Consider the following 26614-nt stretch of genomic DNA (forward strand, 5'->3'; position numbering starts at 1 on the left):
AATTAAGTTTCCATTGGCGTGGCTTCGAGGTTTTCCGGCTGCTTGGCCACGTTCTGCGCGACACTGACAACCTCTGGAGCCTTCTCGGCCGCAGTTTTTTTCGACTTGCGCGGCCGTCCGCGCTTCAGGGGCCTGACCCGCTGGTTGGCGATCTGCTCAATTTTGTCCTTGAACGCATCCCCTCCCAAAACCTGCCCCACCTTGATCGTTTCCGCGATGTAGTCCAACAGTCGCCGGTCAAAACTGTAGCGGAACAGCGAGCGATACTCCTGCGCACGCGCCCGCGGGGTCTCTCCCAGGGCCAGGTACAGCCGGTGGTCGGTAATCACGGCGTTTTCTACGTTGTCGGCATGGTGATTGAAACTGGACCAGGGGTAGTCCCCCAGGGAGTCGGCCAACCCCAGGTACAGGGGCCGGAGTTCCACATAGCGGTAACAGGTGAGCAGGTAGGCATCGGAATCGATAAGGCTGGACTTGTAGCGGCCCCGCCACAAGGTGCCCGAGCGCTTGTAGCGGTGGTTGACGTACTGCACGTAGCGCCTGCCCAGGGACTGCATCATCGAAGAGACACCGTTGGGCACCCTCGGCGTGGCGATGATCTGCACCATATTGGGCAGGAGTACATAGGCATGGACATCCACACGATACTGATCTGCCGCATTGCGCAAGCTGATGAGGTAGAACTGGTAATCTTCTTCATCGAAGAAGCAGGGCAAGTTGTTATGGCCTACCTGGACGATGTGCTGAGGGATGTCTATCAGGTTCAGTCGTGGTAGACGGGGCATTGGGTAGGCCAATCCTTTTCTTGTACAGGCGTACCGCCTGGTTTCACCATGAAATCTGGCCCATTATCGCAAAACAAGGAAAAAAATTTCAAACTCCCTGTCACACCAAGTTAGAATCATCCGCCTGTGACGGTGGGGTTACAGCCAAATCCGGCCAAACCTGTCGAGAGCGATACAACCAAGAGCGATACAACCAAGGGAGTCCCGGCGGACATGGAGCCCATCAGGCTGGCAGTCAATGGGCGGACAGACGTAGGTCGAGTCCGTGAAGCCAACGAAGACAGTATTCGGTGCCACACCGATCCCGATCACCCCTTCGCCTATGTCATAGTCGCCGACGGCATGGGCGGCTACAGTGGTGGCGCGACTGCGAGCAAAATTGCCGCAGACACCCTCCAACACCACCTGGACAGCCAGCTCGACAGCGCCTTTTTCTCCTGCACTCCCGAGCAGCAGCAGGCCGCTCTCCACACGTCCCTGGCGAATGCGATCCACGCCGCCAACCGGGAAATCCTCAACGCCAAGAGCGCCCACCCCCAATTGGCCCAGATGGGGACCACCCTTGTGCTGGCAGTAATCTGGCACGACTTCCTGATCGTCGCCCACCTTGGCGACTCCCGCGCCTACCTGTGGAACCACTACGGCCTGCAGCGCCTCACCCGGGACCACAGCGTCGTCCAGGAAATGATCGACAGCGGCCAACTGACCCCCGAACAGGCACAGGAGTCGAATATCCGCAATCACATCACTCGTGCGCTCGGGGTCTCGGACCATGTTGAACCCATCATCAACAGCTGGAAGCTCACCGAAAACGCCCTGCTGCTGCTGTGCAGCGACGGGCTCACCGAATACCTCGACGACCGCGCCATAGAACAGGTATTGGCAAGCCACCGACCGGCCCTCGACTGCGTGTGTCGATTTGTCGATGACGCCAATCGGCTCGGGGGCAGGGACAACATCAGCGCCGGCGTCCTGGAGTTCACCAACCGGGCGGAAGCCCGGGCCGAAAACCTTCCCGACGCCATCACGTTGCGACCGAAAAAAGAAGACATTACCGTACGCAGAGAACAGCGCTGAGCCAGCTTCTGCAAAGGGAATCGCTATGACGCCGGAAAGCCTGGTCAACCACATCCCGCAGTTGCTCAAGTCCCTGCGCCCCCCCGATACCGAGCCCGGAAACCCCGCCGCCTTTTGCCGCTGGCTAAACCAGAACCTCCCTGACGATGCCGCAATAAAAAATACAGGGCATCCGCTGGGGCCATTGTGGCCGCAGCCGCCGGAAATTGAAACCAACTTTTACAGCCTGGCCCGCGCACCGCACCGGCGCCGCCTCGCCGGACTCGACGGCGGCCCGATACAAATGTCCAGCGAAGCCGGCGCCAACCCGAACGGCCAGCGCCTGCCCGCCATGGAACATTGCCGACGGGTCTCGGACCACGTGATCGCCTGCAACGGCGAGGTGGCCTTCAGCCGAACCGACGCCGTTATTCCCGGCCCGCTGCCGTTTCACTGGCAGCGTTTCTACCGGCACAGCCATACGGACGACTTCGGGCTGGGTGCGGGCTGGCGGCACAGCCTCAGCGAACAGCTGCATATTCTTGAAGGAAAAGCGGAGCTGCACACCGCGGACGGCCGCATTGTCCCCTTCCCCCTGCCCCCCATCGGGCACAGCAGTTACAACCGTTTTGAACGCCTGCTGCTCCACCGCCAGAGTCTGCACAGCTACCGGCTTACCGGGTTTGCTCCGGCGCAGCGAGTCTTCCGCGCCGACGGCGTCAGCAATGCACTCCCTTTGGTTGAAATACGCGATGACTTCGGCAACTCGCTCACGGTGGACTACCAGCAGGGCCTGCCCGCAAAGATCGTAAGTTCCTGGGGGCGCGTGGTGGAATTCCGCTGCCGGGAACAGCGTATCGAACAGCTGGTCAACAGCCACGCCCCAGGCGACCGGCAAATCCTGAGCGAATACCGCTACGACGAAGGGGGAATATTAATCGAAGCCGCCACCGGGCTTGAGCGCGAGCGCTACCAGTATCGGGACGAATTGCTCACAACTATCGACGGCGGCACCGCGGGAAGCCTGCAATTTCACTACGACAGGCAGCAGCGATGCCATAAACTGCAGTCCGGCCGACTCGTGCAAACCCTGAGCTGGCGCCAGGCCCAGCGGCGTTGCACCCTGCACACCGGCGACCGGCACCCGGTGCACTGGAAATTCAACGGCTCGGGACAACTGATCAACGAACGGCAGGGGGATCGGGAAAAAAGCTTTCTCTACGACCTGTACGGAAACCTGTGCCAGATCACCGCCGCCGACGGCGAACGCAGCATCTATCGCCGCGATGAACTGGGTCACCTGGTCCGCCGCACCCGGGGCGACATCACCGATCGCTATCTCTACGACCAGCGCGGACTGCTCTCTGCCGCGCAGGAGCACTGCGACCAGGTCTGGCAGTACCGGCACAACGACCATGGCCTGCCGCAGCAGATTACCGACCCGGCAAAACAGCAGTGGCAGTTCCACTACAGCGACCGGGGGCAGCTGCTCCAGCTCATCGACCCGGAAGGCGGGCGGGTTGAACTCGGCTGGGACAGCCAGGGGCAGCTCCTGTCGATACAGCGCAACGGCCGCGAGTGGAAGTTCGAGTACAACCACTGGCAGCAGCTGACGGCCCTGATCGTCGACAATGAAACCCGACGGGAGTGGCACTACGGCCCCTCGGGCGAACTCAGGGAGATCTGCATCGGCGAGCATCGCTACACGCTGGATTACGACGAGCGCGGACGCCCCTGCACCATCCGCGCCGGCGCCCGGGAGAGCCTGCAATGGGATTACGACGAATCCGGCAATTGCCGGCACCTGCATTTCGCCGACGGCCGGGAATGGCAGATGCGTTACAACGACTTCGGGCAGCTCGCCGAACTGCAAGGCGATGCCGTTGAAATTGCCTGGCAGTACGACCCTTTCGGCCTGGTATCCTCCTGTACCGATTCGGGTGATCGCCAGTGGCAGTGGTTTTACGATGCCAACGGCGAAGTGCGGGAATTCCGCGACAACGACATCCGCTGGTATTTCCACCGCTCAAAAACCGGCGAACAACAGAAAATCCGCAACAACAACGGCCAGCAGTGCGAGTTTCACTACGACTGCCAACAGCGACTGGTACAGGCCGCCAACGCATTCAGCTCCGTCCGCTTTCAGTACGACCAACGCAACCACCTGGTGGCCGAACACCACGACAGCCGGGAGAGCAGCAGCGTCAGCCTCAGGCACAAATACGACAGCCGCGGTTGGCTGAAAAGTTCGAGCTCCGACAGCCTCGACCTGGCCTATACCTTCGCCCCCAGCGGCGGGCTTTACGGTGTCGATGCCAACGGCGAGGCCGCCCTGCGCAGCGAGGATCAGGATCAGGGCATCAACCGGATACAGGGCGAAACACACAGCCGGCACAGTTACCGGAACGGACAGCTGGCCGCCGTAGAAGCCGGCGGGGGGCGCTGGGAGTTCGCCTCCCCACCCCCGTTGAGCCTGTCGGCTCCGCAACCGGAGCCATCCCACCCTGAGGGAATTGAGCGGGACCTGCGCGGCAATATCACAGTGGAGCGGAGACCGGGAGAGCGGCAGCGGGAATATCGCTACCAGTACGACGGCTGGGGCCTGCTGAGCAGCGCCGAGTGCGGCGATTTCAAAACCTATTTCCGCTACGACCCCTTCGGGCGACGGCTGAGCAAACTCAGTACCCATCGCAAATCCACCCGCCAGCGCCGGGTCGGTAGCTGTTGGTACAGCCTGGGCATATGGAGCGAGACCCACACTCTCAACGGGAAATCACAGCCCACCACCCACTATCTCCACCACCCCGTGGAAAAAACCTTGCTGTGCCGCTGGCGGCAGGAAGATATGGCGCATTACCTGGTGGACCCGGAGGGAACCCCCCTGGCCCTCTTCGACCATCGGGGGGAACAGCTGTGGCGCGCCGACAGGAAGGCCGGGGACAATCAGGAGCCAATTACTGGCCAGAGCGATTGCGGGCCCTGGCGTGGAAGGGGCCGGCTCGCGGACAGCGAAACCGGCCTCTACTACAGCTGGCGGGGATACTGGCACCCGCAGTTGAAAATCTGGCTGAACGCATGCGCCCCCGCCCTGCCCCCGGGAAACCGTCGCCGCGAGGTGCGACGGGAGGTGGAGGTCGCCAAACCGCTACTCCAGCCCGCTTAATCTCGCGCCTTAGGCTTGCGCCGCCGCCCGCACCGCACCGCGCAGGGTCAGCACCGACAGCGCCAGCGCGATCAGCGCGCAGGTGGCGATGGTGGCCAGCAGCGGCAGAGGACTGCCGTCGAACACCCGGCTGACGATCGCGATCGCCAGAGCGCCGAGCACCATCTGCAGTGTACCGCCGAGCGCGGCCGCGGTGCCGGCGATGGGGCCGTGGTCATCGAGAGACAGCACCATCGAAGTGGGAATCACCAGGCCGAGGAAGGAATTGGTCACCAGCAGCATGCCCACCAGCAGCGGAAAACTGTCGAAGCCGGCGGCAAAGAGCGCACAGAGCAGGGAGGCACCGGTGGCAAAACCGCCGACTGCCCATTTGACCACGGCGACGGAACCGAAGCGCTCACCCAGGTTGGCGGCAAACTGGCTGGAGGTGAAAAAACCCAGGGCGTTCAGCGCGAAGGCGAGGCTGAACTGGGTCGGTGTGAGGCCATAGTGACCGGTATAGAGAAAGGACGCGGTGGCGAGGAAGGCGAAAAAGCTCGCCATGCCCATGCCGCCGATTAGCGTGAGCCCCATATAGCCCGGGTCGCGAAACAGCGTGGCGAAGGCGCGCATCATCGCACCGAACTGGAAGGGCACCCGGTCGGCGGGCTTCAGCGTCTCCGGCAGCAGCGTGACAGTCAACACCAGGCTCACGGCAATGGCGACCGCCACCGCGATAAACACCGCCGGCCAGCCGAACGGCGCCATCAGCGCACTGCCCACCAGCGGCGCCAGCATCGGCGATATGGAAATCACCAGCATCACCGTGGTCATCAGTCGCGTGGCCTCGGTGCCGGTGTAGCGGTCGCGGATAATCGCCCGGGGGATGGACATCACCGAGGCGGCGCCGACGCCCTGCACGAAGCGCAGCGCGATCAGCCACTCGATACTGGGCGCAAAGGCGCAGGCCACCGAGGTGATGCCGAACAGCGCCAGCCCGAAATACAGCGGTGGTTTACGCCCGAACATGTCCGAGGCCGGACCGTAAAACAGCTGGCAGACACCGAAGGCGATGAAGAAGGACATCAGTGTCAGCTGGGAAGCGGCGACCGGCACACCGAAACCCTCAGCCATCGCCGGCATGGCCGGCAAATACATATCGATGGCGAAGGGGCCGACACAGCTCAAAAGCCCGAGGATAAGGGCCATCTTGATAAATTCGGGTTTCATACTGACTACTTGCTTCCATTACAAAAATGCCCGGCAAGGCCGGGACAAAACCGATTTTAGTGTGGTGTAAGGTACTAATTGTATATATCAGCGGGCCGCTAAGCGGCCAGCCGCAAGGCGCATTTGCGCCGGCATAGTCATCTATGTCAAGCAAATGCAACGCCGCAGATGGCTGCTTAGCGGCCCGCCCGAAGGGAGCCCCCCAAATCGTCCACAGCTGCGTTGCAGCTCTTGAAAATGGAATGACCATTCCCTGCGAGCTGCGCCTAACTGTGAACAATTTGGGGGGCTCTGATATACACAATTAGTACCTTACACCACACTGACAGGGGCGCGGCCGCTAAACTGATTCCAGCGCGGCCAGCGGCTGCCCTTACAGGACGAGAGGATTTTTCGGGACGACCATGACAGATGAATTCAGGATTGGCGGTGTAACGGTTGCCCCCGGTGAGACCCGGCGCATCGACCTGCCGGTGGTGCGCCTGTACACGGACACCGAAATGGCGATCCCGGTCCATGTGCATCGGGGCGGGAAATCCGGCCCCTGTATGTTTGTGTGCGCAGCGATCCACGGGGATGAACTCAACGGCGTGGAGATTATCAGCCGCCTGATCAACAGCCGCGCACTCAAATCCCTGCGCGGCACCCTGATCGCGGTGCCGGTGGTCAACGTGTACGGCGTGCTGGAACAATCCCGCTATCTGCCGGACCGGCGCGACCTCAACCGCTCATTCCCGGGTTCCGCCAAGGGCTCGCTGGCGGCGCGCATGGCCCACGTGTTTCTCGACGAGGTCGTCTCCAAGTGCGAGTATGGCATCGACCTGCACACCGGCGCTCTGCACCGCAGCAACCTGCCACAGATCCGCGCCAACCTGGACGACGGGGAAACCCGGGCCATGGCCAACGCCTTCGGCGTGCCGGTTCTGCTGAATTCCACCCTGCGCGACGGCTCCCTGCGCCACGCGGCGGCGGACCTGGGCGTGCGTATTCTCCTGTACGAGGCGGGCGAAGCGTTGCGCTTCGACGAGCTGTGCATCCGCGCCGGAGTGAAAGGCATCCTCAATGTGCTGCGTCACTTGCGCATGCTGCCCCGGGGCCGCGCGCGCCACGCCATCGAACCCTATGTCGCCCGTCGCAGTGGCTGGCTGCGCGCCAGCGACAGCGGCATCGTCAACCACAGGAAATCGCTTGGCGATCATGTGCGCAAGGGCGAACTGCTGGCCACCATCGCCGATCTCTATGGCTGCGAACTGGACCGGGTGCTGTGCGATGCGGATGGGATCATTATCGGCCGGCAGAATATTCCGCTGGTGCAGGAGGGTGAGGCCATGTATCACATCGCCTACTTTCACGAACCCCACGAGGTGGCGGAGAGCCTGGGGATGCTGCAGGACAGTCTGCTGCCGGATGAGAATTTCTGATCTGGCGATAAAAAAATCTGCCGCTGGTCCGCGATCTCCGGTGAACTATTCCACGGCCGCTCCTACAGGTAATTAGTTCTTGCGCAGCTGTTCCAGCACTTCTCTGCCCGGATAGCCCTGCACCTCCACGCCGATGCTCTTCTCGAATTCTTTGATTGCACCCCGGGTACCGGGGCCCACCTTGCCGTCTATCTCGCCCTCATAAAAACCTTTTTGCTTTAGCAACCGCTGCAGCTCCTCGGTCTCCGCGCTGTCGATGGGGGTAAAGGGGCGTTGCCAGTCGTGTACCAGCCCGGGAGCGCCACCGATCCGGTCGGCGAGCAGACCGATGGCTGTAGCGTAGCGATCCGAGTTGTTGTAGCGCTTGAGGACGAAGAAATTCTTGATCATCAGGAACGCGGGGCCGCCGCGGCCATCGGGCAGTTTGAGTTCCGCGCGGTCATCCCTGCGCGGAAACCGCTGGCCGCGGACCCGTTTCACCCCGAGCTTTTCCCACTCGCCGACGGTGAGCGTGCCCGCGGGCAGCTTGCGCTCGGGAATGGTAACCTCGTAGCCCCAGGTCCGCCCCCGCCGCCAGCCGTTTTTCGCCAGCAGGCTGGCGGCGGTGCCCAGCGCATCCGGCACCGAGTTCCAGATGTCCCGCTTGCCGTCGCCGTCCATATCCACCGCATAGGCCTGGTAGCTGGTGGGAATAAACTGGGTGTGCCCCATGGCGCCGGCCCAGGAGCCGGTGAGGTGGCTCTTGTCGATATCGCCGCTCTGGAGGATCTTCAGCGCGGCGAGCAGCTGGGTGCGGGCGAATTTCCCACGCTTGGGATCGGCGTAGGCCAGGGTGGCCAGGGAGCGGATCACATTGCGCATCACCTTTTCATTGTCCAGTACGTCCCCGTAACTGGACTCCACTGACCAGATGGCCAGCAGAATATTCGGGTCCACTCCGAAGCGCTGTTCGATCCTGTCCAGCCAGGGCTGCAGCCTTTGCTTTTCCTCGCGCCCGCGCATAATCGCGCGCTTTTGCACCCGGTTGTCGAAGTACTGCCACACCGGCGCGACAAATTCCGGCTGATAGCGGGCCTTTTCCAGTACCCAGGGGTCCGGTGCGGTGATGCCCTCGAAAGCGCGGTCGTAGGTCTCGCCGGAAATGCCGCTGGCGATCGCGGTCTTGCGAAATTCCTTGATCCAGTTCTGAAACCCCTGATCGGCTGCCAACAGGAAGAAGATGGCCAGAAGAACCAGCGACAGGCGGCGAAACTCTCGGGAGGGGAACATAGCGACTCCTTCAAAAGGGCTCGCTCAAGGGTAGGACGGAACGGCGCCGGCGAAAAGGCAAAGTCGTCGGGGTTGTGACGCGGTCAGGGAATCACGTAGAACAGCACCGCAAAAAAGTGCAGCACGCCGCCGGCGAGCACGCACAGATGCCAGATGGCGTGGTGGAAACGCAGGCTGCGCCAGAGGTAAAAGGCGATGCCGCCGGTGTAGCAGAGACCGCCCAGCACCAGTAGCCAAAGGCCGCCGGTTTCCAGGCTGTCCATCAGCGGCTTGATAGCCGCGATCACCACCCAGCCCATCAGCGCGCTCAGGGTCACCGACAGCGCGCGTATTTTCTTCAGCGGGGTGAACTGGATCACCAGTCCCACCAGCGCCAGCCCCCAGATGATACCGAACAGCCACCAGCCCCAGGGCCCGCGCAGGGTAACCAGGGTAAAGGGCGTGTAGGTGCCGGCGATCAGCAGGAAGATAGAGGAGTGATCCAGGGTGCGCAGCACCTGCTTGGCGCGCTCGTGGGTGACGCTGTGGTACAGCGTGGAGGCGCCGAAACAGAGGATCAGCGTGGCCGCGTAAACGCTGCTGCTGACGATATGCCAGGTGTCGCCGCGCACTGCGGCGTAGGCACAGAGTACGCCCAGCCCGGCGATGGCCAATAGCGCACCCACCCCGTGGGTGACACTGTTGGCGATCTCTTCGGCGAAACTGTAGCGAGTGGCAGTGGTGGATCGCACCTCTTCGGCGAAACTGTAACGAGTGGCGGTGGTGGATGGCATGGAGACCCCGATATCTTTTACTTGAGCTTGGCAGCCATTTATGACCGGCAAATTAAATGCAGTCTACATCATCGCGGCGAAACCAGTCCCACACAACCATTGAAAGGGACTGCCAATTCACAGGGAAGAGGGAATTCCGATGGCAACAGATCCACTGACAATACTGCGGGACCGCTTCCGCCTTCCAACCGCAACGACGACGAGGTGCAGACCGGCTTCTACCGCGACAATCTGCAACTCCAGGTCAGCCCCTGCATCGAGGCGCAAAAACTGCCGCACCTGACCGAGCGGTTGCAGTCGGCCCCGGGGGCTGCCTGCAATCGACTAGGTGACCCTGCAGCAGACCGCGGAGACCGTCGCCGGGCAGCTGTGCGCATCCCGGGGGTGCGCGCCGCTGCCTATCACGCCGGCATGGCGGCGGAGACGCGCGAGCAGGTCCAGAACGCCTTTATGGCCGGCGAAGTCACCGCGGTGGGCAGGTGCTGGACTACGCCGCCGGCCCGGAGTGTCTGCCCGCGCAACTCTGCGGGCATTTCGGCGAGCAACTGCCGCAACCCTGCGGCCGATGCAGCAATTGCCGCGAGCCCCAGGCTCGGGTGCTGCCGGATACGGCACCGGAGACAACCGGAGAGGAACAACAGGGGGAAATCGAACGGCTGATCGGCGAGGCGAACCCGGCCCTGGCCCACCTTCGCCAACTGGCGCGCTTCCTTTGCGGCCTCGCCAGCCCCGCCACAATGCGCCTGCGCAAGCACCCGCAGTTCGGCAGCCTGGCGCGGTAGCCGTTTCAGTGCGTGTTGGAGCGGGTGACGCAGCTGAAAGGGGAATATTCGTAGGGTGTTGCCCTGCGCACCGAAAGAAGTCGGAGCCCGAACTGGCTCCTGCGGGTGCGCCCGACACACCCTACATCCGCGTTGATGCTGTGTTTTTTGTTTAAGCGAAGATAAGATGATCTTGTAAAGTAACTATAAAAATGGAGATAGCTTGAGCACCAGGCAAAACCAACGGCAGGGGGGATTTATCCAAGTCTTCCTGCTTGCAATACTATGGTTCTACTTTGTATCCCCTTCTCCAGCAACAGCCGGCTTGACCGATCCATTCATTGAGCAACGGCTCGACGATTATCTGCAGTTAACGCACGAGAACAAGAATGAAGAGGCGAAACAGTTCCTGAACACCATTATCGCCGACCTTAACGAGGAGTCCGCCATAAGCAGCAGGGTCAGGGCATTAAGCTACCGCATCCTCGACCACCTTGTGCTGGAGCGGCCCGAACTGGCTGGACAGGAAGCGGATGCCTTGCTTAGCTTGGCAAGAGCCAGCATGCAGCCGGATGCCATAGCCGAAGCCCTGACCACCAAACTGCGCGTCATGTCGCCGCTGGAGGAAGGCGAGGCAGCAGAGTCCTTTATGGCGGAATTGAGCCAGTACCTTGCCCAGAGTCAATCGGCCCGCATCAAGTATATCGGCCATAATCTGCTTGGCCGGCTCCATAGGGATAACAGCGAATACGAAAGGGCGCTCACGCACTTTAACCAATCCCTTGAAGCGGTCCTGGCCATCGATAACCAGCGGAAAGTCCTGCGCTGGATCTCGCTGAACAAGCAGATTGCCTATATTTATACCGATCAGCAGAATTGGGCGGAGGCGACCGCCCTGCTGCAGTCAACGATCAAAATGGCCCATGAACATCAGGGCGGCATCGAGTTGCCGCATCTGTACCGGTTGAAGGGCTATATTGAAAGCATGCAGCAACAGTACGAACAGGCCAGGGAGAGCGGCCGGCAGGCCCTGCACTGGGCCAGGCAACTGGACGATAAGACTGTCGAACTGATTTATCTTAACGACATAGGGGACACCTATCTCCAAACCGGACAATACGAGAGCGCCGGGCCGATGCTGGAAGCCGCTTTGGCCAAGGCGAGAGAACGGGGAAATAAAGAAGTCGAAAGCCACGCCCTCTTCAACCTGGGCTCGCTTTACATAAGACAGGGCGACCATGGGCGGGGCCTGCCCTTGTTGGAACAAAGCGTGAAAATGCTGCGCAAAAATTATAATAAAGCGGATTTGCAGGACCTCCTGGGAGAACTGGCCGGCTTGTATCAGATGGCAGGGCAATATAAGCAACAGGCACAGGCCTTGCTCGAACAACGGCTCCTGAGGGAGGAGCTGTTTCAATCAGAACGTGCGCAACGTCTGGAAGAACTGCAGAAACGCTATGAGTCAAAGGACAAGGCTCATCGTATTCTGCTGCTGGAACGGGAAAATACTAATAAGGAGCTACAGCGAAAGGTATTACAGCAGTTATGGTTGTTTACCTTGCTGGTGGGCTGCCTACTGCTGCTTAGCGGCACAGCCTATTTTTTATGGCGGCTGCGCCATTCGAACGCCTTGTTGCGTCGCTTGGCGGCCAGGTTGGAGTTCGTACGGGAAGAAGAGCGTAAACGTATCGCTCGCGATATTCACGATGATTTAGGCCAGTATCTGACCACCATGAGAATGGAGATATCCGGTATCCGCATGCTGTGCGAGGACAAGGAACCTGCGATAGTCGATCGGACCAGGAGCCTGAATCAGTTGATCGATCAAACCATTAGTGTCTCGCGGAGCATAGCGGCCAGCCTGCGGCCGGCACAACTGGATATGGGTGGCAGCTCGGCATTGGAATGGCTGGTGGAGGAGTTCTCCAAAAAGACAGGCATCGAGTGCCAGCTTGAGGTGGATGCTGAGGATATCAATCTTAGCGACAAGTATATCACCGCTATCTTCCGCATCCTGCAGGAGTCACTGACGAATGTGGCCCGCCATGCATTGGCAACCAGGGTGCGGGTCAGTATCAGGTTTCCCGGCCAGGAATTGGAAATGCTGATAGAGGACAACGGCAAGGGATTTGAGTCGGGAAAGGCGAAAAAACACTCCTTTGGCTTGGCCGGGATGCAGGAGCGCGCTCTTATGCTAGGGGGAGAGCTTGTGATCGACAGCAAACCAGGTGCCGGTACCAGCATCAGATTTAAAGTCCATGTTCCGAAGGAAGATTAGAGTATTGCTGGCGGCCGCAACCTTGACTGGATGCGCGCCCCCTGGGCTCGCAGAGACCGGTCCACTGGTGCTCGAGGGGTTTCGGGTCGCCGAGCCTCGAAAGGGCTGTGCTGCACATCCTTGATCAGGGTGTTGATTACTTTCTGCCTGCGCTTGCCGGTTTGCTGCCAGAGAGGTATAGACTTTTTGGTACGCGCGGGCATAAGAGTGCTCCTGCATATTCTGCACTTCCGCCATCCCTGGCGGTCTTGCCCCCTAGGGCTAAGCCGGACAGCCTAGTGTGGTGTTGCGAGCTGCGCCTAACTGTGAACAATTTGGGGGGCTCTGATATACACAATTAGTACCTTACATCACACTAGCGGCTGGGGTTATGAATACCCATTTCACACAGCGCGGAGGATTCGCGCACGATGGTCTCATTGCGATCCGGACCGGTGGAGATGATATCGATGGGCGCACCCACCAGTTCCTCAATGCGGGCAATATAGTCGCGCGCGGGTTGCGGCAGTTCCGCTTCGCGGCGCACGCCGAAAGTGCTCTCGCTCCAGCCGGGCATCACTTCGTACTCCGGCTCCACACCCTCCCAGCCGGCCGCGTCGAAGGGTACCGGCACTTCCTCACCGGCACTGTTGCGGTAGCCGACGCAGATCTTCACTTCCTCAAGACCGTCCAGCACGTCCAGTTTGGTCAGGCACAGGCCGGAGATGCTGTTTATGCGGATCGCGTGACGCACCGCCACCGCGTCGAACCAGCCGGTGCGGCGCTGGCGGCCGGTGGTGGCGCCAAACTCGTGGCCCTTTTCGCCCAGGTGGCGGCCCACGTCGCACTCAAGCTCGGTTGGGAAAGGTCCACCGCCCACACGGGTGGTATAGGCCTTGGTGATCCCCAGCACATAGTCCAGGTACAGGGGGCCAAAACCGGAGCCGGTGGCAGTACCGCCGGCAGTGGTGTTGGAGGAGGTCACAAAGGGGTAGGTGCCGTGGTCGATATCCAGCAGGGAGCCCTGGGCGCCCTCGAACAGGATATGTTCGCCGCGCTCGCGGGCGCAGTGCAGCATGTCCGCCACATCGGAGATCATCGGCACCAACTGGTCGCGCCACCCCGCAGCCTCGGCGACCACGGCGTCGTAGTCCACCGGGTCCACTTTGTAGTACTGGGCAAGGGAGAAGTTGTGGTATTCGAGCAACTCTTTCAACTGTCCGCAGAAGTTGTCCCAGTTGCACAGGTCCCCCAGCCGCAGGCCGCGGCGGGCCACCTTGTCCTCGTAGGCTGGGCCTATGCCGCGGCCGGTCGTGCCGATGGCCTTGCTGCCGCGAGCCTTTTCCCGCGCCTGGTCCAGGGCCACATGCACCGGCAGGATCAGCGGGCAGGCCGGGGACAGGCGCAGGCGCTCGCGCACCGGTACGCCCTTGGCTTCCAGCTCGGTCATTTCCGCAATCAGGGCCTCTGGCGAGAGTACCACCCCGTTGCCGATCAGGCAGGTGACGCCGGGACGCAGCACGCCGGAGGGGATCAGGTGCAGCACGGTTTTCTCGCCGTCGATCACCAGGGTGTGACCGGCGTTGTGGCCGCCCTGGAAGCGCACCACCAGCGCCACTTTTTCCGTCAGCAGGTCGACGATCTTGCCCTTGCCCTCATCGCCCCACTGAGTGCCCAGCACCACTACATTCTTGCCCATTTACGCGAATCTCGTCGTTAACTCAAATTCCACTGTAGGAGCGGCCGTTGGCCGCGATCGGGTTCAGGTTTACTCGGAAGAGTCGATCGCGGCCAACGGCCGCTCCTACAAAGCTCAATAAATCCCAGCTGTGTCAGCCGCGCGGCTTCACCACCCAGTCGCCATTTTCCAGTACCAGCTCCCGGTCGCAGCGGGCGAGCAGTTCGCCCTCGGCACCGTCCGGCAGTGCACCGATCACCACCTCCCCCTGGCGGCGCAGTTTTTCCACCGCGCACCACAGTGCCTCGCCGTCACCCGCCGGTGCCAGTATGGCCCCGGCCTCGGGTTCCGCTTCCCTGCCCAGGGTGTTGAGCGCCACAAGGTCGGTACTGAACCCGGTGGCCGCCCGCTCACGACCGAACACCGCGCCGATGCCATTGTAACGGCCGCCATTGGCCAGCGCCTGGCCGTGGCCGGGTGTGTAGGCGGCGAACACCAGTCCGGTCTCGTAGTCGTAGCCGCGCACTTCGCTTAGGTCGAAAAACAGTTCCACCGCGGGGTAGCGCCGGGCCAGGGAGTCCGCAACGCGCTGCAGATCCGCCAGCGCCTGGCCGAGGGGGGCCGGGGCGCCGTCGAAGAGTTCCCGCGCGTGCGTCAGGCATTCGCGGCCGCCGGCCAGCCTCGGCAGTTCGCGCAGCCAGACCGCCGCGCGGGGCTCGCTGACATTATCTGCGACCCACCGCTGGATATCGGCGCTGGCCTTGCTCTGCAACAGAGCAAACAGCTCCCGCCACTGCTCGTCGTCCAACCCCGCCACCTGTGCCAGGCTGCGGTAGATGGCCACATGGCCGAGGTCCAGGTGAATCTGCTGTACACCGGCGGCGAGCAGGCTCTCCAGCATCAGGGAGATGACTTCGAGATCCGCCCCCAGGGTCTCCACACCGTAGAGTTCCGCTCCGATCTGGATAGGCGCGCGCGAGCCCATCGGAGTGCGCGGACGGGTGTGCAGTACCTGCCCGGCGTAGCAGAGCCGGTTGGCACCGGCGCGAGGGAAGCTGTGAGCGTCGATGCGCGCGGCCTGGGGGGTGATATCCGCGCGGATGCCGAGCGTGCGGCCGGACAACTGGTCGGTGACCTTGAAGGTACTGAGTTCAAGTTCGCGGCCCATGCCGACCAGCAGGGAATCGGTGAACTCCACCATGGGCGGAATAACCAGTTCGTAACCCCAACTGTGGTAGAGGTCCAGCAGGCGGCGGCGCAGGGTTTCTATCTGCACGGCATCGGCGGGGAGGATTTCCGCGATGCCATCCGGCAGCATCCAGCGATCGGCTCGGGTCATAGTGAAAAAGCTGTCATCAACGCAGTAAGTAGAGGAGGGCCAGGCCGGCCAGCATGCTGACCAGTCCCGCGGTGCGCAGGCTGCGGTTGTCCACAGTCGCCAGCCGCTGCACCAACCGGCGCCAGCGCTCGGGGTAGAGGAAAGGCAGCAGCCCCTCGATTATCAGCAGCAGGCAAAACGCCTGCGCCAGTTCTTCCCACACGGTCTCGTCCCACACACGAAAGCGCCGGGGCACTTTCGGCCAGATCCCCCGGGTACCGGCAGCACAGGGCGGATTCCGCCCACAACAAAACGGCGGGGGTTGCCGTTTTGAACAGCCGCAGGGTAAGAGTCCTGGATGGCCCACATTAAAAAACCGGGCGGCGGCCCGGTTTGCGTGATTTTACCATCAAGTGTTTGCGGGGAGGTAGGGGTTTTGGCCCGCGCCGGCTTGCGAGGAGGGCAGCGGGCCTGCGGCCCGCATGCGGAGCTGGAGCTCCGCGGTCCCGGGTCCGTGCAAAAAGTTACCTGCCCTCCGGGTCCTTCAGGTAGCGGAAGAACTCGCTCTCCGGATCCACCAGAAGCATGTCCGACTTATCGTTGAAGGACGACTTGTAGGCCTGGAGACTGCGGGTGAAGCGGTAGAACTCCGGGTTCTTGTTGAAGGCTCCCGCATAGATAGCCGCAGCCTCGGCGTCGCCGGCACCGCGGATCTCCTCCGATTGGCGATAGGCCTCGGCCTGGATCACCACCTTCTGGCGATCGGCGTCGGCACGGATGCGCTCACTGGCCTCCTCACCCTTGGCGCGGTGGTCGCGGGCCTCCAGTTCCCGCCCGGCGCGCATACGCTGGAACACCGACTCGGACACCTCCGGCGGCAGGTCGATGCGCTTGACCCGCACGTCGATCACTTCAACCCCCAGGTTCGTCTGCGCCACCTCGTTGAGGTTCTTGGTGATATCCCCCATCAGTTCGTCCCGCTGGCCGCTGACCACCTCGTGCAGGTCGCGCACGCCGAACTGGTTGCGCAGGCGGTCGTTGATCTGCTCCGCCAGCAGACGCACCGCATTGCTCTGGTCGCCGCGGGTGGCGACGTAGAAGCGCGCCACGTCGAAGATGCGGTACTTGGCGTAGGAGTCCACCATCATGAACTTGTTTTCCTTGTTCAACATGCGCACCGGGCTGGAATCCACCGTCTGGATACGCGCGTCGAACTTGCGCAGTTCGTGCACCAGCGGAAGCTTAAAGTAGAGTCCGGGTTCGTAGTCGGTGCGGATCAGTTCACCAAACCTCAGCAGCACCGCCTTTTCGGTTTCCTTGACCACAAAGGCGCTGGAGGAGATTGCCAGCACTGCAAGCAGCAGCGCGGCGACAATAACCAGTGTTCTGTTGTTCATTCCCTCACCCCCTTAGCGGACATTCTGGCTGCGGCGGCTGTTGGCGGCCTCGGTGCGCAGGCGGTCGACCACCCGCTGGTAGATCTCGTCGATCACTACCGGTGATACTTCCCTGCCCTGCACGGCTTGGGCGCCGCTCTCCCGGCCCAGCTTATCCAGGGGCAGGTACATCATGTTGTTGCCCCCCTCCACGTCGACCATCACTTTCGAGGCGCTGGCCATCACCTGCTGCACCGCGTCCAGGTACAGGCGCTCGCGGGTGACCTGAGGAGCGCGCTCGTATTCGGCGAGCAGCTTCTCGAAGCGCACCGCTTCACCGCGCGCGCTCTCCACCACACGGGATTTGTACGCCTCGGCCTCCTCGATGATCCGCTGCGCCTGACCGCGGGCCACCGGAATCACCTGGTTGGCGTAGGCCTGGGCTTCGTTCTGCAGGCGCACCTCGTCCTCGCGCGCCTTGGTGACATCGTCGAAGGCATCCTGTACTTCCCGCGGCGCCTTGGCGTCGGTGAGGTTGACCACATCGATGCGGATGCCGGTCTGGTAGAGATTCAGGTAATCCTGCAGGCGCTTTTCGGTGTCGGCGGACACCTCGGTACGCTTCTGGGAAATGACCCCGTTGAGGCTGGTGGAGCCCACCACGTGGCGCAGGGCGCTGTCGGTGGCCTCCTGCAGGCTCTTCAGCGGATCGCGCACGCGCAGCACATAGGACTCCGCATTGTCGACATGCCACTGCACGGTGAGCACCACGTCGACGATATTGGCATCCTCGGTGAGCATCTGCCCGGTGGTGCGCTCGGTGCGCACCTCGGTCATATTCACCTTGGTGACGCTGTCGACCAACGGTGGATTCCAGTGCAGGCCGGCGGTCTCGGTGGTGTGGTATTTGCCCAGGCGTAGTACCACCGCGGCCTCGTTGGCGTTGACCTGGTAGAAGCCCAGCAGGCCATAAAGCACCGCCAGCACGATGATTACCAGCATCCAGGGAAACCTGCCCTGGTCGCCGGCGCCTGAGCCGGGACCACCACCGAACAGGCTGTTCAGCTTCTGCTGCAGCTTGCGCAACAACTCATCCAGGTCCGGCGGACCACCCCCTTTGCGGTTGCCACCACCCCAGGGATCCTTGTTGTTACCACCCGGTTCGTTCCAGGCCATTTAGATACTCCAACTCTGATCGTTAACCTTTATCGCTCGAGGCGAGATTCTAGCATTGTTCAGCACGGAATTACGGCCGTTCCTCGGGCTGCCAACGCGGCCCTTCGTCCCCGCCGGCATAGGGCGCCAGCAGGCGCTGCAGGTCGCTGCGGGGCAGCAGCAGTTGCAGCTCGCAGTCGCCATTATCGCGGAAATGCTCATCTTGCACCGCGTTGATCTCATATAGCTGCGCCCGCAAGCGCGACTGCTGCGGGCGGGTCACCAGCAGCCCGCTCACCATCTGCTCGCCCAGGCGCTCGGCGACGGCCTCGATCAGGAGGTCGCAGCCCGCCCCGCTGGCGGCGGACAGCCACACCGCCCGCGGCACTCCGCGGTCGTCCCGCTCGATACGTGGCTCACTGTCTTCGAGCAGATCGATTTTGTTATATACCACCAGTTGCGGCAGGTCGCCGGCGTCGATTTCCGCCAGCACATTCTGTACCTCTTCCATCAGATGTAGCCGATTCTCAGCCGAGGCGTCCACCACGTGCAGCAGCAGGGTCGCGCTGGCGGCCTCCTCCAGGGTGGCCCGAAACGCCTGCACCAGCCGGTGCGGCAGGTGGGAAACGAAGCCCACGGTGTCCGCCAGGATCATCGCGCCGACACTGGGCAGTTCCACCCGGCGCATGGTGGGGTCCAGGGTGGCGAACAGCTGGTCCCGCACATAGACGTCCGCGTCGGTGAGGCGGTTGAACAGGGTGGACTTGCCGGCGTTGGTATAGCCCACCAAAGAGACGGTGGCCACCTCAGCGCGGGAGCGGGCGCGACGGCCCTGCTCGCGCTGGCGGCGCACCTTTTCCAGCTTCTTCTCAATGGAATCGATGCGCGCGCGCAGTAGCCGGCGGTCGGTTTCCAGTTGGGTCTCGCCGGGACCGCGAAGGCCGATACCGCCCTTCTGCCGCTCCAGGTGAGTCCAGCCGCGCACCAGGCGGGTGGCCATATGACGCAGTTGCGCCAGTTCCACTTGCAGCTTGCCCTCGTGGGTGCGGGCACGCTGGGCGAAGATATCCAGAATCAGCCCGGTGCGGTCCAGCACCCGGCAGCGCAGCTCTCTTTCGAGATTGCGTTCCTGGCTGGGGGACAGGCTGTGGTCGAAGATCACAAGTTCAGCGCCGTGCTCCTCTACTGCCCCCTGGATTTCCTCCAGCTTGCCGCGGCCGACAAAAGACTTGGGGTCCGGCGCGGAGCGCTGGCCGAAGATAAAGGCCACGGGATCGGCGCCGGCAGACAGGGCCAGTTCCTCGAATTCACGCGGATCGTCTGGACTATCGACAGCGGACAGCTCCAGGTGCACCAGCACCGCGAGCTCTCCGGATTCCGGTCGGTCAAAAAACAAAGGTAACTCTCGTTTCAGAAGGCAGCGTTTCAGAAGGCGGGAGGCAGGGGCCAGCAGACAGATGGCCGTTGGACCTCTGTCTGCTGGCCCCCAGCCGGGAGGTGTCGGGTTGCGATGGGATCAGCTGAAAGTTTCCCGCTCGCCACCTTCCCCCTGGCCCTCCATGCCGGCCCCCTGCTGCGCCGCTGGGTTGAGCAGCGGCACGCGCACCGCACGGGACGGCACTACAGTGGAGATGGCGTGTTTGTACACCATTTGGCTGACGGTATTTTTCAACAGAACCACAAACTGATCAAAAGATTCTATTTGCCCCTGAAGCTTGATGCCGTTAACCAGATAGATTGAAACCGGGATGCGCTCTTTGCGCAGTACGTTAAGGTAAGGGTCTTGTAAGCTGTGCCCTTTTGACATCTTTTTTCTCCTTGTCAAAATAAAGCGCGTTGTGCAGTCAATAACCGTGCCCGCGCAAGCCGCGAGCCAAGCAGATTGGTTGAATGCGTACAAAAAAAGAGCCGGAAGTTGCCGGACTCGTGAAAAACTGACTGAGTAGGTCTCGCCCACAGACGTTATGGCTGCTCAGGTGAGAAATTTCAAGGCTTCCGCCAATATTTCGTCATTTTTGCGCACTCGGCCGTCGGGCTCCTGCGCGTAAACACCCGCCACGTCCGGCCAGCGGCGCAGCCAGGTCAGCTGGCGCTTGGCCAGTTGGCGGGTGGCGGCGATTCCCGCCTCAACCATCTCGTCATAGCCGATTTCACCCTCCAGGTATTGCCACACCTGGCGATAGCCCACCGCGCGGATCGCCGGCAGGTCCGGATGCAGGTCGCCGCGGTCGCGCAGCGCCGCCACCTCCTCCATCAGGCCCTTCTTCAGCATACGCCGGAAGCGCCGGGCGATGCGCTCGTGCAGCAGGGCCCGGTCCCGCGGCAGCAGCGCCAGCTGTCTCAACTGGTAGTGCCCGGCCACCGAATCCCGATGCTGTTCGCGGCGCAGTTGCGAGAGGGGCTTGCCGGTCAACCGGTAAACTTCCAGGCCGCGCTCGATACGCACCGAGTGATTGGGGTGCAGTTCGGCGGCCAGTTCCGGGTCCACTTGCGCCAGTTCCCGGTGCAGCGCCGGCCATCCCTCCTTCGCCGCGCGCGCCTCGATTTCCGCTCGCACCGCGGAATCGGCTGTGGGCAACTCCGCCATGCCGTGCAATAGAGCGCGAAAATACAGCATGGTTCCCCCCACCAGCAGTGGAATTTTTCCCGCCACCGTAATTTCCGCCATGGCCGCCAGCGCGTCTTCGCGGAAGCGGCCGGCGGAATAGGCCTCACTGGGATCGCAGATGTCGATCAACCGGTGGGGATGGCGCGCCAGTTCTTCCGCTGAAGGTTTGGCGGCGCCGATATCCAGCCCGCGGTAGACCTGTGCCGAATCCACACTGATCAGCTCCACCGGCAGGTGGTCGGCGAGCGCCATGGCCAGGTCGGTCTTGCCGGAGGCCGTAGGACCCATCAGGAAAATGGCCTGCGGCAATTCGGAATGCGGAATGCGGAATGCGGAATCCTCTTCCTCACCACCACTCCGCATTCCACATTCATGGAGCACATCCCTGTGCTCCACCCGCTTCGCGGGTAGCCTTCGGCTATGCAAATTTATTCCTGACAAATTTGTCCTCATTCCGCATTATTCACTGCCCCCGCATAAACCACTTGTCCATATCCGCCAGCTTTACCTGCGTCCAGGTGGGCCGGCCGTGGTTGCATTGGCCGCTGCGCTCGGTGCGCTCCATATCCCGCAGCAATGCGTTCATCTCCGGCAGGGTCAGGCGGCGGTTGGCGCGCACTGAGCCGTGGCAGGCCATGGTGGACAGTATCTCGTTGATGCGCTCGCCGATGCGGTCGCTACCGCCCTGGGCCAACAGGTCCGAGAGCACGTCGCGCACCAGCTGTTCCACCGGCGCCCCGTGCAGCATCGTCGGCACCTGGCGCACCAGAAGGGTTTCCGGTCCGGCCCGCTGCAACACAAAGCCCAGGACGGTGAACACTTCGGTGCGCTCCTCGAAACAGTCCGCCTCGCGCTGGCTCACCGCCAAACTCACCGGCACCAGTAGCGGCTGCGCACGGACGCCACCGGCGGCGTGGGCGGCTTTCATCTGTTCATAGACGATACGCTCGTGGGCCGCATGCATATCCACCACGATCAGGCCCTGCTCGTTCTGGGCCAGGATGTAGATGCCGTGGAGCTGGGCCAGGGCGTAGCCGAGGGGCGGCGTTTCCTCTTCGCTGGTTTCAGGCGGGAGCGCGGAGCTGCCCGGGACCGCCGAGCTCCAGCTCGGCAAGCGCTGCGCAGCAGCGCCCGATTGCGAGGAGGCCGGAGGTGCAGCTTCGGCCACGCCGGTGTATGGCTGATGCAGAGTGCCGTAATTCTGCATCTGCTGCTGCAGATCCCCCGGCGAAGGCCGGGAAGACAGCGGCATTTTCTGCTGGCCGGCGAATTCGCCGGCGGCGATACCGCTGACGGTTTCGGTTTCCGGCTGTTCGCGCTCCTCCCGCTGCCCGGGCCTGACGTCCGCCAGCGCCCGGTGCAGGGAACCGAACAGGAAGTCGTGCACCAGCCGGCTATCGCGGAAGCGCACCTCGTGCTTGGTGGGGTGCACGTTCACGTCCACCGAGGCCGGGTCCAGTTCCAGGTAGAGCACAAACGCCGGGTGACGGCCGTGGTAGAGCACGTCGGCAAAGGCGCGGCGTACCGCGTGGCTCACCACCTTGTCGCGGATGGCGCGGCCGTTGACGTAAAAGAACTGCAGGTCTGCCTGGGAGCGGGAGAAGGCCGGCTCCGCAACCCAACCCCACAGGCGCAGGCCGCTGCGCTCCACCTCGATATGCAGCGCATTCTGCATAAACGCCGGGCCACACAGCTGCGCCACGCGCCGCTCCATCTCCACCCGCCCACTGCCGGCGCGCAGGTTGTGCACCCCTTTGCCGTTGTGGCGCAGACTGATGGACACGTCGAAACGGGACAGCGCCAGGCGTTTGACGGTGTCGTCGATACGGTTGAATTCGGTTTTCTCGGTGCGCAGGAACTTGCGCCGCGCCGGGGTATTGAAGAAGAGATCGCGCACATCCACGGTGGTCCCCCGGGGGTGTGCTGCCGGGGCCAGCTGCGCCTGCATCTCGCGGCCCTCCGCGCTGACCTGCCAGCCCTTGCCGGATTCGTCGCGGCTGCTGGTCAGCTGCAGGCGCGCCACCGAGGAAATACTGGCCAGCGCCTCACCGCGAAAACCCAGGGTGGCCACCGACTCCAGATCCTCCAGTGCGTGGATCTTGGAGGTGGCGTGGCGGGCCAGGGCCAGGGCCAGGTCTTCCTTGTCGATGCCCTTGCCATTATCGCGTATCCGGATGCGCTTGATCCCGCCGCTGTCGACATCCACTTCCAGCCGTGTGGCACCGGCATCGAGACTGTTTTCCAGCAGTTCCTTGATTACTGACGCAGGTCGCTCCACCACTTCGCCGGCGGCGATCTGGTTGGCGAGACGGGGGGAGAGTTGCTGGATGCGATCAGACATAAAATTACAAACAAGTTAGCGGGAACCGCTCCTACAGCATTTTTCGTATTCAGAGACCAACCCTTCAGCCGGAAGGGATGGTCAGGGTCTGCCCCACACGGATCACCGTGCTGTCTATGCCGTTGGCCTCTTTCAGCGAGCCAACGGAGACATTGTATCGCGCGGCGATGCCGGAGAGAGTGTCGCCGCGAGCAATGGTGTGGCGGCGATCCACCTTGTCGCGGTTGGCGGCCAGCCAGCTGCCAGCCGGCGGGCGCGCGGTGAAGTGCGCCACTATACCCTCGCTGAGTTTTTCCGCCAGCCGGCGCTGGAAATTCGGGTCGCGCAGGCGCCGCGCTTCCTGGGGGTTGGTAATGAAGCCGGTCTCCACCAGGATCGAGGGCACGTCCGGCGAGCGCAGCACGGCAAAGTTGGCCTGCTCCACCCGTTTTTTGTGCAGATGGGTAAAACCGCCAATGGCGTCGAGTACGCTGGCACCGATATTCAGGCTGGCGTTCATGGTGGCGGTCATGGACAGGTCCAGGAGTACGCCGGCCAGGGTGTCGTCCTTGTCGCCCAGATTCAGGCTGCCGGCGCCGCCGATCAGGTCGGACTCGTTCTCCCGTTGGGCCAGGAAGCGCGCTGTCTCACTGGTGGCGCCGCGGGAGGACACCGCGTAGACGCCGGCACCGCGGGCATTCTTGTTGTGGAAGGCGTCCGCGTGGATGGAGACAAAAAGATCGGCACGCAGCTCGCGGCCTTTCTTCACCCGGTCGCGGTGTGGAATGTAATAGTCACCGGTGCGCACCAGCTTGGCGGAGAAGCCGCGTTTTTGGCCGATGCTTTTGTGCAGCGCCTTGCTGATCGCCAACACCACATCTTTTTCGCGCAGGCCGCCGGGGCCCAGCGCTCCCGGGTCCTCGCCGCCGTGGCCGGCGTCGATGGCGATCACGATGTCCCGCTCCCGACTTACCTGCTGCAGGGTCTTTTCCTCACTCTGCACCCGGTCGTAGAGATCAATCACCAGGCGGTCCGGCAATTGCTCGTGGCGGCGCAGGGCAAAGCTGCGCGGCTTGACCTGTTGCTTGAGGTCCAATACCACGCGCAGGTCTTTTTCATTGTGTCGGCCGTGGCGCAGGCGCTCGATGGGCGAGTCTTCCAGCTGCAGTTCGTCCAGTTGCGCGCCCAGGCTGGTGTCCTCCACATCGATCACCACCCGGTGGGGACCGCTCAGGGTGAACAACTTGTGTTCCGCGGGCCCGCTCAGGTCGAACACCAGGCGCGTGTGGTCCGGCGCGCGCCACAGGCGCACCCCTTCCACTTCCGTCGCGGCCTGCGCCGCGAGGGTGAAGAACACCGACAGCGCGATAGTTAAAGCCCTGATCATTGTTCCGCTATTCCTTTGCAACTCTTTTGTATGGCAACTTTTATAGCAACTTTTGCACTGCCGCCAGGACGGTCGAACCGGCCTCCGATTGCGTTCGCAGATGCAGTTGCCGGCCGCGGCCGGCCACCTCCAATTCCGCCAGCAGGTCCGCGTCCGGCAACACTCCGGCACCGCGCTCCGGCCACTCCACCAGGCTCAGGCTGTGCGGGGTGAAGTAGTCCCGCACCCCCATAAACTCCAGTTCCTCGGCATCCCCCAGGCGGTACAGGTCGAAATGGAAGACCCGCTGCGCACCCAGCTCGTAGGGCTCCACCAGGGTGTAGGTGGGACTCTTGACCGACCCCCGGTGGCCAAAGGCACGCAGTACACCGCGGCAGAAGGTGGTTTTGCCTGCGCCCAGCTGTCCGCGTAGAAACACCACCAGGCTGTCTCGCAGGCCGGTTGCCAGGCAGGCGCGGCCCAGTGCCTCGCCCGCGGCCACGGTCGCCTCTTCGTCCGCCAGTTGCAGCTTCAGTTCCACTGTCATCAATCCACCAAGCGCCGCACCCAGGGCAACAGGTCGGTGGCCAGCAGGCCGCGCTGACCGTCTTGCGCCGCGCAGTTGCCCGCCTCACCGTGCAGCCATACCGCCAGCCGCGCCGCCTCTACGATGTCCATTCGCTGGCCGATCAGCGCGGCGACGACGCCGGTGAGCAGGTCGCCCATACCGCCGGAGGCCATGCCCGGGTTGCCGCTGTTGAGCAGGTCCACGCCACCGGCGTGGGCGATCAGAGTACCGGCGCCCTTTAGTATCACCACGCCGCTGAATTTCTGCTGAATTGCAATCGCCGCCGCGCGGGGGTCCGCGAGGACTTCAGCGGTGTCGCAATCCAGCAGCCGCGCGGCCTCGCCCACGTGAGGGGTGAGCACCCAGTCGTCCCGCTTCAGGCCCGCCAGCACCCTGCCGCCGGCGAGGATATTCAATGCATCCGCATCCAGCACCAGGGGCGCCTGCGCGCGCCCGGCGCGAGCCAGCAATTGCTCTCCCCAGGGCGCGCGGCCGAGGCCGGGGCCCACGGCGATCACGTCGGGGGATTCCAGCAGCGGCTCCAGTTCCTGGCCGGAGATCACCGGGCGGGCCATTACTTCCGGGCAGCGGGTGAGCGCCGCGGGCAGGTGCTCCGGTCGCGTGGCCAGTGAGATAAGGCCTGCGCCGGCGCGGGCCGCCGACTCCGCCGCCATCAGCGCGGCGCCGCCAAAACCGCTGTCCCCGCCCACAATCAGGATATGGCCGAACTGGTTTTTGTAACTGTCCGCCGCGCGCCGCGGCAGCCGCGCCAGGCTGTCGCTGTCGTAGCGCCGAACCAGGGGCTGTAAATCGCCGTACACACTGTCCGGCACGCCCAGGCTCTCGAATACCACCTCGCCGCAGAGCGCCGGGCCGCGACCGCAGTGGAGACCAAACTTGCGGCCAATAAAGGTGACGGTGGCATCCGCGCGCACCGCCTGCTCCGCGGCGCCGGCATCGGCGCTGAGGCCGGAGGGGATATCCACCGCCAGCACCGGGCCTGCGGCGCGGTTGATCCGTTCCACCGCGGCGGCGACATTCTCGCGCAGCGACCCTTGAAAGCCGGTGCCCAGCAGTGCGTCCACGGTGACGGTATCGCCGTCGTCCGCGTTCATTTCCAGCAGGGAGGTCACGATGTGGGCGCCCTCGCGCCCGGCGAAGCGGCAGGCCTCCAGCGCGTCGCCCTTCAGCTCGTCCGGCGCGACGCAGGCGTAGACGGTCACCGGTATCTGCTTCTGTGCCGCCAGCGCGGCGATCACATAGCCGTCACCGCCGTTGTTGCCGCCGCCGCTAAATACCTGCAGCCGCTTCGCTTCCGGCCAGCGCCGCTGAAGCTCGGCAAAGGCGGCACGGCCGGCGCGTTTCATCAGTGCGATGGAGGGAATGTCCAGCGCCGCCATCGCCCGGCGGTCGAGTTCCCGCACCGATTCTGCGCTGTACAGGGATTGTGGCGGGGCGGAGGGCTGGATATGCATGGGGCTCCCGATACGGTTAAAAAGTAATCTGTGGCAAAATGGGCGAAATTATACCG

General features: G+C 62.9%; 21 protein-coding genes. 5 read left to right on the top strand and 16 right to left on the bottom strand.

The features are described from left to right. Nucleotides 1–2 precede the first annotated feature (2 nt). A complete protein-coding gene (locus FHS09_RS08815; RefSeq protein WP_246394708.1) occupies nucleotides 3–785 on the bottom strand; it encodes a transposase in 783 nt (260 codons plus the stop codon). 213 nt (nucleotides 786–998) lie between these two features. Here FHS09_RS08815 and FHS09_RS08820 point away from each other — a divergent pair, with 213 nt between their 5' ends. Both FHS09_RS08820 and FHS09_RS08825 read left to right on the top strand, forming a co-directional pair. Continuing rightward, nucleotides 999–1862: a Stp1/IreP family PP2C-type Ser/Thr phosphatase gene (locus tag FHS09_RS08820; RefSeq protein ID WP_183458926.1), complete on the top strand. Its 864-nt coding sequence runs from the start codon at nucleotides 999–1001 to the stop codon at nucleotides 1860–1862. A gap of 25 nt (nucleotides 1863–1887) precedes the next feature. After that, complete coding sequence (locus tag FHS09_RS08825) at nucleotides 1888–5004, top strand: DUF6531 domain-containing protein (protein WP_183458928.1); 3117 nt, start codon at nucleotides 1888–1890, stop codon at nucleotides 5002–5004. Between the two features lie 9 nt (nucleotides 5005–5013). On the opposite strand, the gene FHS09_RS08830 is transcribed toward FHS09_RS08825, so the two are convergent. After that, complete coding sequence (locus tag FHS09_RS08830) at nucleotides 5014–6213, bottom strand: multidrug effflux MFS transporter (protein WP_183458930.1); 1200 nt, start codon at nucleotides 6211–6213, stop codon at nucleotides 5014–5016. A 404-nt stretch (nucleotides 6214–6617) separates the two neighbouring features. Here FHS09_RS08830 and FHS09_RS08835 point away from each other — a divergent pair, with 404 nt between their 5' ends. Then, nucleotides 6618–7634, top strand: coding sequence for a succinylglutamate desuccinylase/aspartoacylase family protein (locus tag FHS09_RS08835; protein ID WP_183458933.1), 1017 nt, complete (start codon nucleotides 6618–6620; stop codon nucleotides 7632–7634). A 72-nt stretch (nucleotides 7635–7706) separates the two neighbouring features. Here the strand turns inward: FHS09_RS08835 and FHS09_RS08840 are convergent, their stop codons facing one another. Both FHS09_RS08840 and trhA read right to left on the bottom strand, forming a co-directional pair. Continuing rightward, nucleotides 7707–8903 (bottom strand): lytic murein transglycosylase, encoded by a 1197-nt coding sequence (locus FHS09_RS08840; RefSeq protein WP_183458935.1) that lies wholly within the window; start codon nucleotides 8901–8903, stop codon nucleotides 7707–7709. An 83-nt stretch (nucleotides 8904–8986) separates the two neighbouring features. Further along, a complete protein-coding gene (trhA, locus tag FHS09_RS08845) occupies nucleotides 8987–9676 on the bottom strand; it encodes a PAQR family membrane homeostasis protein TrhA (protein WP_183458937.1) in 690 nt (229 codons plus the stop codon). Between the two features lie 479 nt (nucleotides 9677–10155). On the opposite strand from trhA, the gene FHS09_RS08850 reads away from it, so the two are divergent. Both FHS09_RS08850 and FHS09_RS08855 read left to right on the top strand, forming a co-directional pair. Then, the gene (locus FHS09_RS08850) at nucleotides 10156–10458 is read left to right on the top strand and encodes a RecQ family zinc-binding domain-containing protein (protein ID WP_183458939.1); all 303 of its coding nucleotides are present in this window, start codon (nucleotides 10156–10158) and stop codon (nucleotides 10456–10458) included. Nucleotides 10459–10660: 202 nt separating this feature from the next. Then, complete coding sequence (locus FHS09_RS08855; RefSeq protein ID WP_183458941.1) at nucleotides 10661–12715, top strand: tetratricopeptide repeat-containing sensor histidine kinase; 2055 nt, start codon at nucleotides 10661–10663, stop codon at nucleotides 12713–12715. 355 nt (nucleotides 12716–13070) lie between these two features. On the opposite strand, the gene FHS09_RS08860 is transcribed toward FHS09_RS08855, so the two are convergent. The 12 genes from FHS09_RS08860 to FHS09_RS08915 all read right to left on the bottom strand — a co-directional run bounded on the left by FHS09_RS08860 (nucleotide 13071) and on the right by FHS09_RS08915 (nucleotide 26558). Continuing rightward, a complete protein-coding gene (locus FHS09_RS08860) occupies nucleotides 13071–14393 on the bottom strand; it encodes an adenylosuccinate synthase (RefSeq protein WP_183458943.1) in 1323 nt (440 codons plus the stop codon). Between the two features lie 133 nt (nucleotides 14394–14526). After that, nucleotides 14527–15711, bottom strand: coding sequence for an ATP phosphoribosyltransferase regulatory subunit (locus FHS09_RS08865; protein WP_183458945.1), 1185 nt, complete (start codon nucleotides 15709–15711; stop codon nucleotides 14527–14529). A gap of 16 nt (nucleotides 15712–15727) precedes the next feature. Beyond that, nucleotides 15728–15913 carry a DUF2065 family protein gene (locus FHS09_RS08870; protein ID WP_183459222.1) on the bottom strand — a complete coding sequence of 62 codons (186 nt, stop codon included), beginning with the start codon at nucleotides 15911–15913 and terminating at the stop codon, nucleotides 15728–15730. Between the two features lie 301 nt (nucleotides 15914–16214). Beyond that, nucleotides 16215–17087 (bottom strand): protease modulator HflC, encoded by an 873-nt coding sequence (gene hflC / locus FHS09_RS08875; RefSeq protein WP_183458947.1) that lies wholly within the window; start codon nucleotides 17085–17087, stop codon nucleotides 16215–16217. A 12-nt stretch (nucleotides 17088–17099) separates the two neighbouring features. After that, a complete protein-coding gene (hflK, locus tag FHS09_RS08880) occupies nucleotides 17100–18242 on the bottom strand; it encodes an FtsH protease activity modulator HflK (RefSeq protein ID WP_183458949.1) in 1143 nt (380 codons plus the stop codon). A gap of 70 nt (nucleotides 18243–18312) precedes the next feature. Beyond that, nucleotides 18313–19617 carry a ribosome rescue GTPase HflX gene (gene hflX, locus FHS09_RS08885; RefSeq protein WP_183458951.1) on the bottom strand — a complete coding sequence of 435 codons (1305 nt, stop codon included), beginning with the start codon at nucleotides 19615–19617 and terminating at the stop codon, nucleotides 18313–18315. A 120-nt stretch (nucleotides 19618–19737) separates the two neighbouring features. Further along, a complete protein-coding gene (gene hfq, locus FHS09_RS08890; RefSeq protein ID WP_183458953.1) occupies nucleotides 19738–20028 on the bottom strand; it encodes an RNA chaperone Hfq in 291 nt (96 codons plus the stop codon). A gap of 165 nt (nucleotides 20029–20193) precedes the next feature. Further along, the gene (gene miaA, locus FHS09_RS08895; RefSeq protein ID WP_183458955.1) at nucleotides 20194–21192 is read right to left on the bottom strand and encodes a tRNA (adenosine(37)-N6)-dimethylallyltransferase MiaA; all 999 of its coding nucleotides are present in this window, start codon (nucleotides 21190–21192) and stop codon (nucleotides 20194–20196) included. A gap of 100 nt (nucleotides 21193–21292) precedes the next feature. Next, nucleotides 21293–23170, bottom strand: coding sequence for a DNA mismatch repair endonuclease MutL (gene mutL / locus FHS09_RS08900; RefSeq protein ID WP_183458957.1), 1878 nt, complete (start codon nucleotides 23168–23170; stop codon nucleotides 21293–21295). Nucleotides 23171–23234: 64 nt separating this feature from the next. Continuing rightward, nucleotides 23235–24536, bottom strand: a complete 1302-nt coding sequence (locus FHS09_RS08905) for an N-acetylmuramoyl-L-alanine amidase (protein WP_183458959.1) — start codon at nucleotides 24534–24536, stop codon at nucleotides 23235–23237. A 40-nt stretch (nucleotides 24537–24576) separates the two neighbouring features. Then, complete coding sequence (gene tsaE, locus FHS09_RS08910) at nucleotides 24577–25062, bottom strand: tRNA (adenosine(37)-N6)-threonylcarbamoyltransferase complex ATPase subunit type 1 TsaE (RefSeq protein ID WP_183458967.1); 486 nt, start codon at nucleotides 25060–25062, stop codon at nucleotides 24577–24579. Further along, complete coding sequence (locus FHS09_RS08915; protein ID WP_183458969.1) at nucleotides 25062–26558, bottom strand: NAD(P)H-hydrate dehydratase; 1497 nt, start codon at nucleotides 26556–26558, stop codon at nucleotides 25062–25064. The genes tsaE and FHS09_RS08915 overlap by 1 nt, the downstream gene beginning before the upstream one ends. Nucleotides 26559–26614: the final 56 nt, after the last annotated feature.

The sequence above is a fragment of the Microbulbifer rhizosphaerae genome, assembly GCF_014191725.1.
GTDB classification, from domain to species: Bacteria; Pseudomonadota; Gammaproteobacteria; order Pseudomonadales; family Cellvibrionaceae; genus Microbulbifer; species Microbulbifer rhizosphaerae.

Excerpts from the sequence above, each read along its gene's own strand:
- FHS09_RS08815 (WP_246394708.1), bottom strand. The coding sequence starts at position 785 with ATGCCCCGTCTACCACGACTGAACCTGATAGACATCCCTCAGCACATC.
- FHS09_RS08820 (WP_183458926.1), top strand. The coding sequence starts at position 999 with ATGGAGCCCATCAGGCTGGCAGTCAATGGGCGGACAGACGTAGGTCGA.
- FHS09_RS08825 (WP_183458928.1), top strand. The coding sequence starts at position 1,888 with ATGACGCCGGAAAGCCTGGTCAACCACATCCCGCAGTTGCTCAAGTCC.
- FHS09_RS08830 (WP_183458930.1), bottom strand. The coding sequence starts at position 6,213 with ATGAAACCCGAATTTATCAAGATGGCCCTTATCCTCGGGCTTTTGAGC.
- FHS09_RS08835 (WP_183458933.1), top strand. The coding sequence starts at position 6,618 with ATGACAGATGAATTCAGGATTGGCGGTGTAACGGTTGCCCCCGGTGAG.
- FHS09_RS08840 (WP_183458935.1), bottom strand. The coding sequence starts at position 8,903 with ATGTTCCCCTCCCGAGAGTTTCGCCGCCTGTCGCTGGTTCTTCTGGCC.
- trhA (WP_183458937.1), bottom strand. The coding sequence starts at position 9,676 with ATGCCATCCACCACCGCCACTCGTTACAGTTTCGCCGAAGAGGTGCGA.
- FHS09_RS08860 (WP_183458943.1), bottom strand. The coding sequence starts at position 14,393 with ATGGGCAAGAATGTAGTGGTGCTGGGCACTCAGTGGGGCGATGAGGGC.
- FHS09_RS08865 (WP_183458945.1), bottom strand. The coding sequence starts at position 15,711 with ATGACCCGAGCCGATCGCTGGATGCTGCCGGATGGCATCGCGGAAATC.
- hflC (WP_183458947.1), bottom strand. The coding sequence starts at position 17,087 with ATGAACAACAGAACACTGGTTATTGTCGCCGCGCTGCTGCTTGCAGTG.
- hflK (WP_183458949.1), bottom strand. The coding sequence starts at position 18,242 with ATGGCCTGGAACGAACCGGGTGGTAACAACAAGGATCCCTGGGGTGGT.
- hfq (WP_183458953.1), bottom strand. The coding sequence starts at position 20,028 with ATGTCAAAAGGGCACAGCTTACAAGACCCTTACCTTAACGTACTGCGC.
- miaA (WP_183458955.1), bottom strand. The coding sequence starts at position 21,192 with ATGCGGAGTGGTGGTGAGGAAGAGGATTCCGCATTCCGCATTCCGCAT.
- mutL (WP_183458957.1), bottom strand. The coding sequence starts at position 23,170 with ATGTCTGATCGCATCCAGCAACTCTCCCCCCGTCTCGCCAACCAGATC.
- FHS09_RS08905 (WP_183458959.1), bottom strand. The coding sequence starts at position 24,536 with ATGATCAGGGCTTTAACTATCGCGCTGTCGGTGTTCTTCACCCTCGCG.
- tsaE (WP_183458967.1), bottom strand. The coding sequence starts at position 25,062 with ATGACAGTGGAACTGAAGCTGCAACTGGCGGACGAAGAGGCGACCGTG.
- FHS09_RS08915 (WP_183458969.1), bottom strand. The coding sequence starts at position 26,558 with ATGCATATCCAGCCCTCCGCCCCGCCACAATCCCTGTACAGCGCAGAA.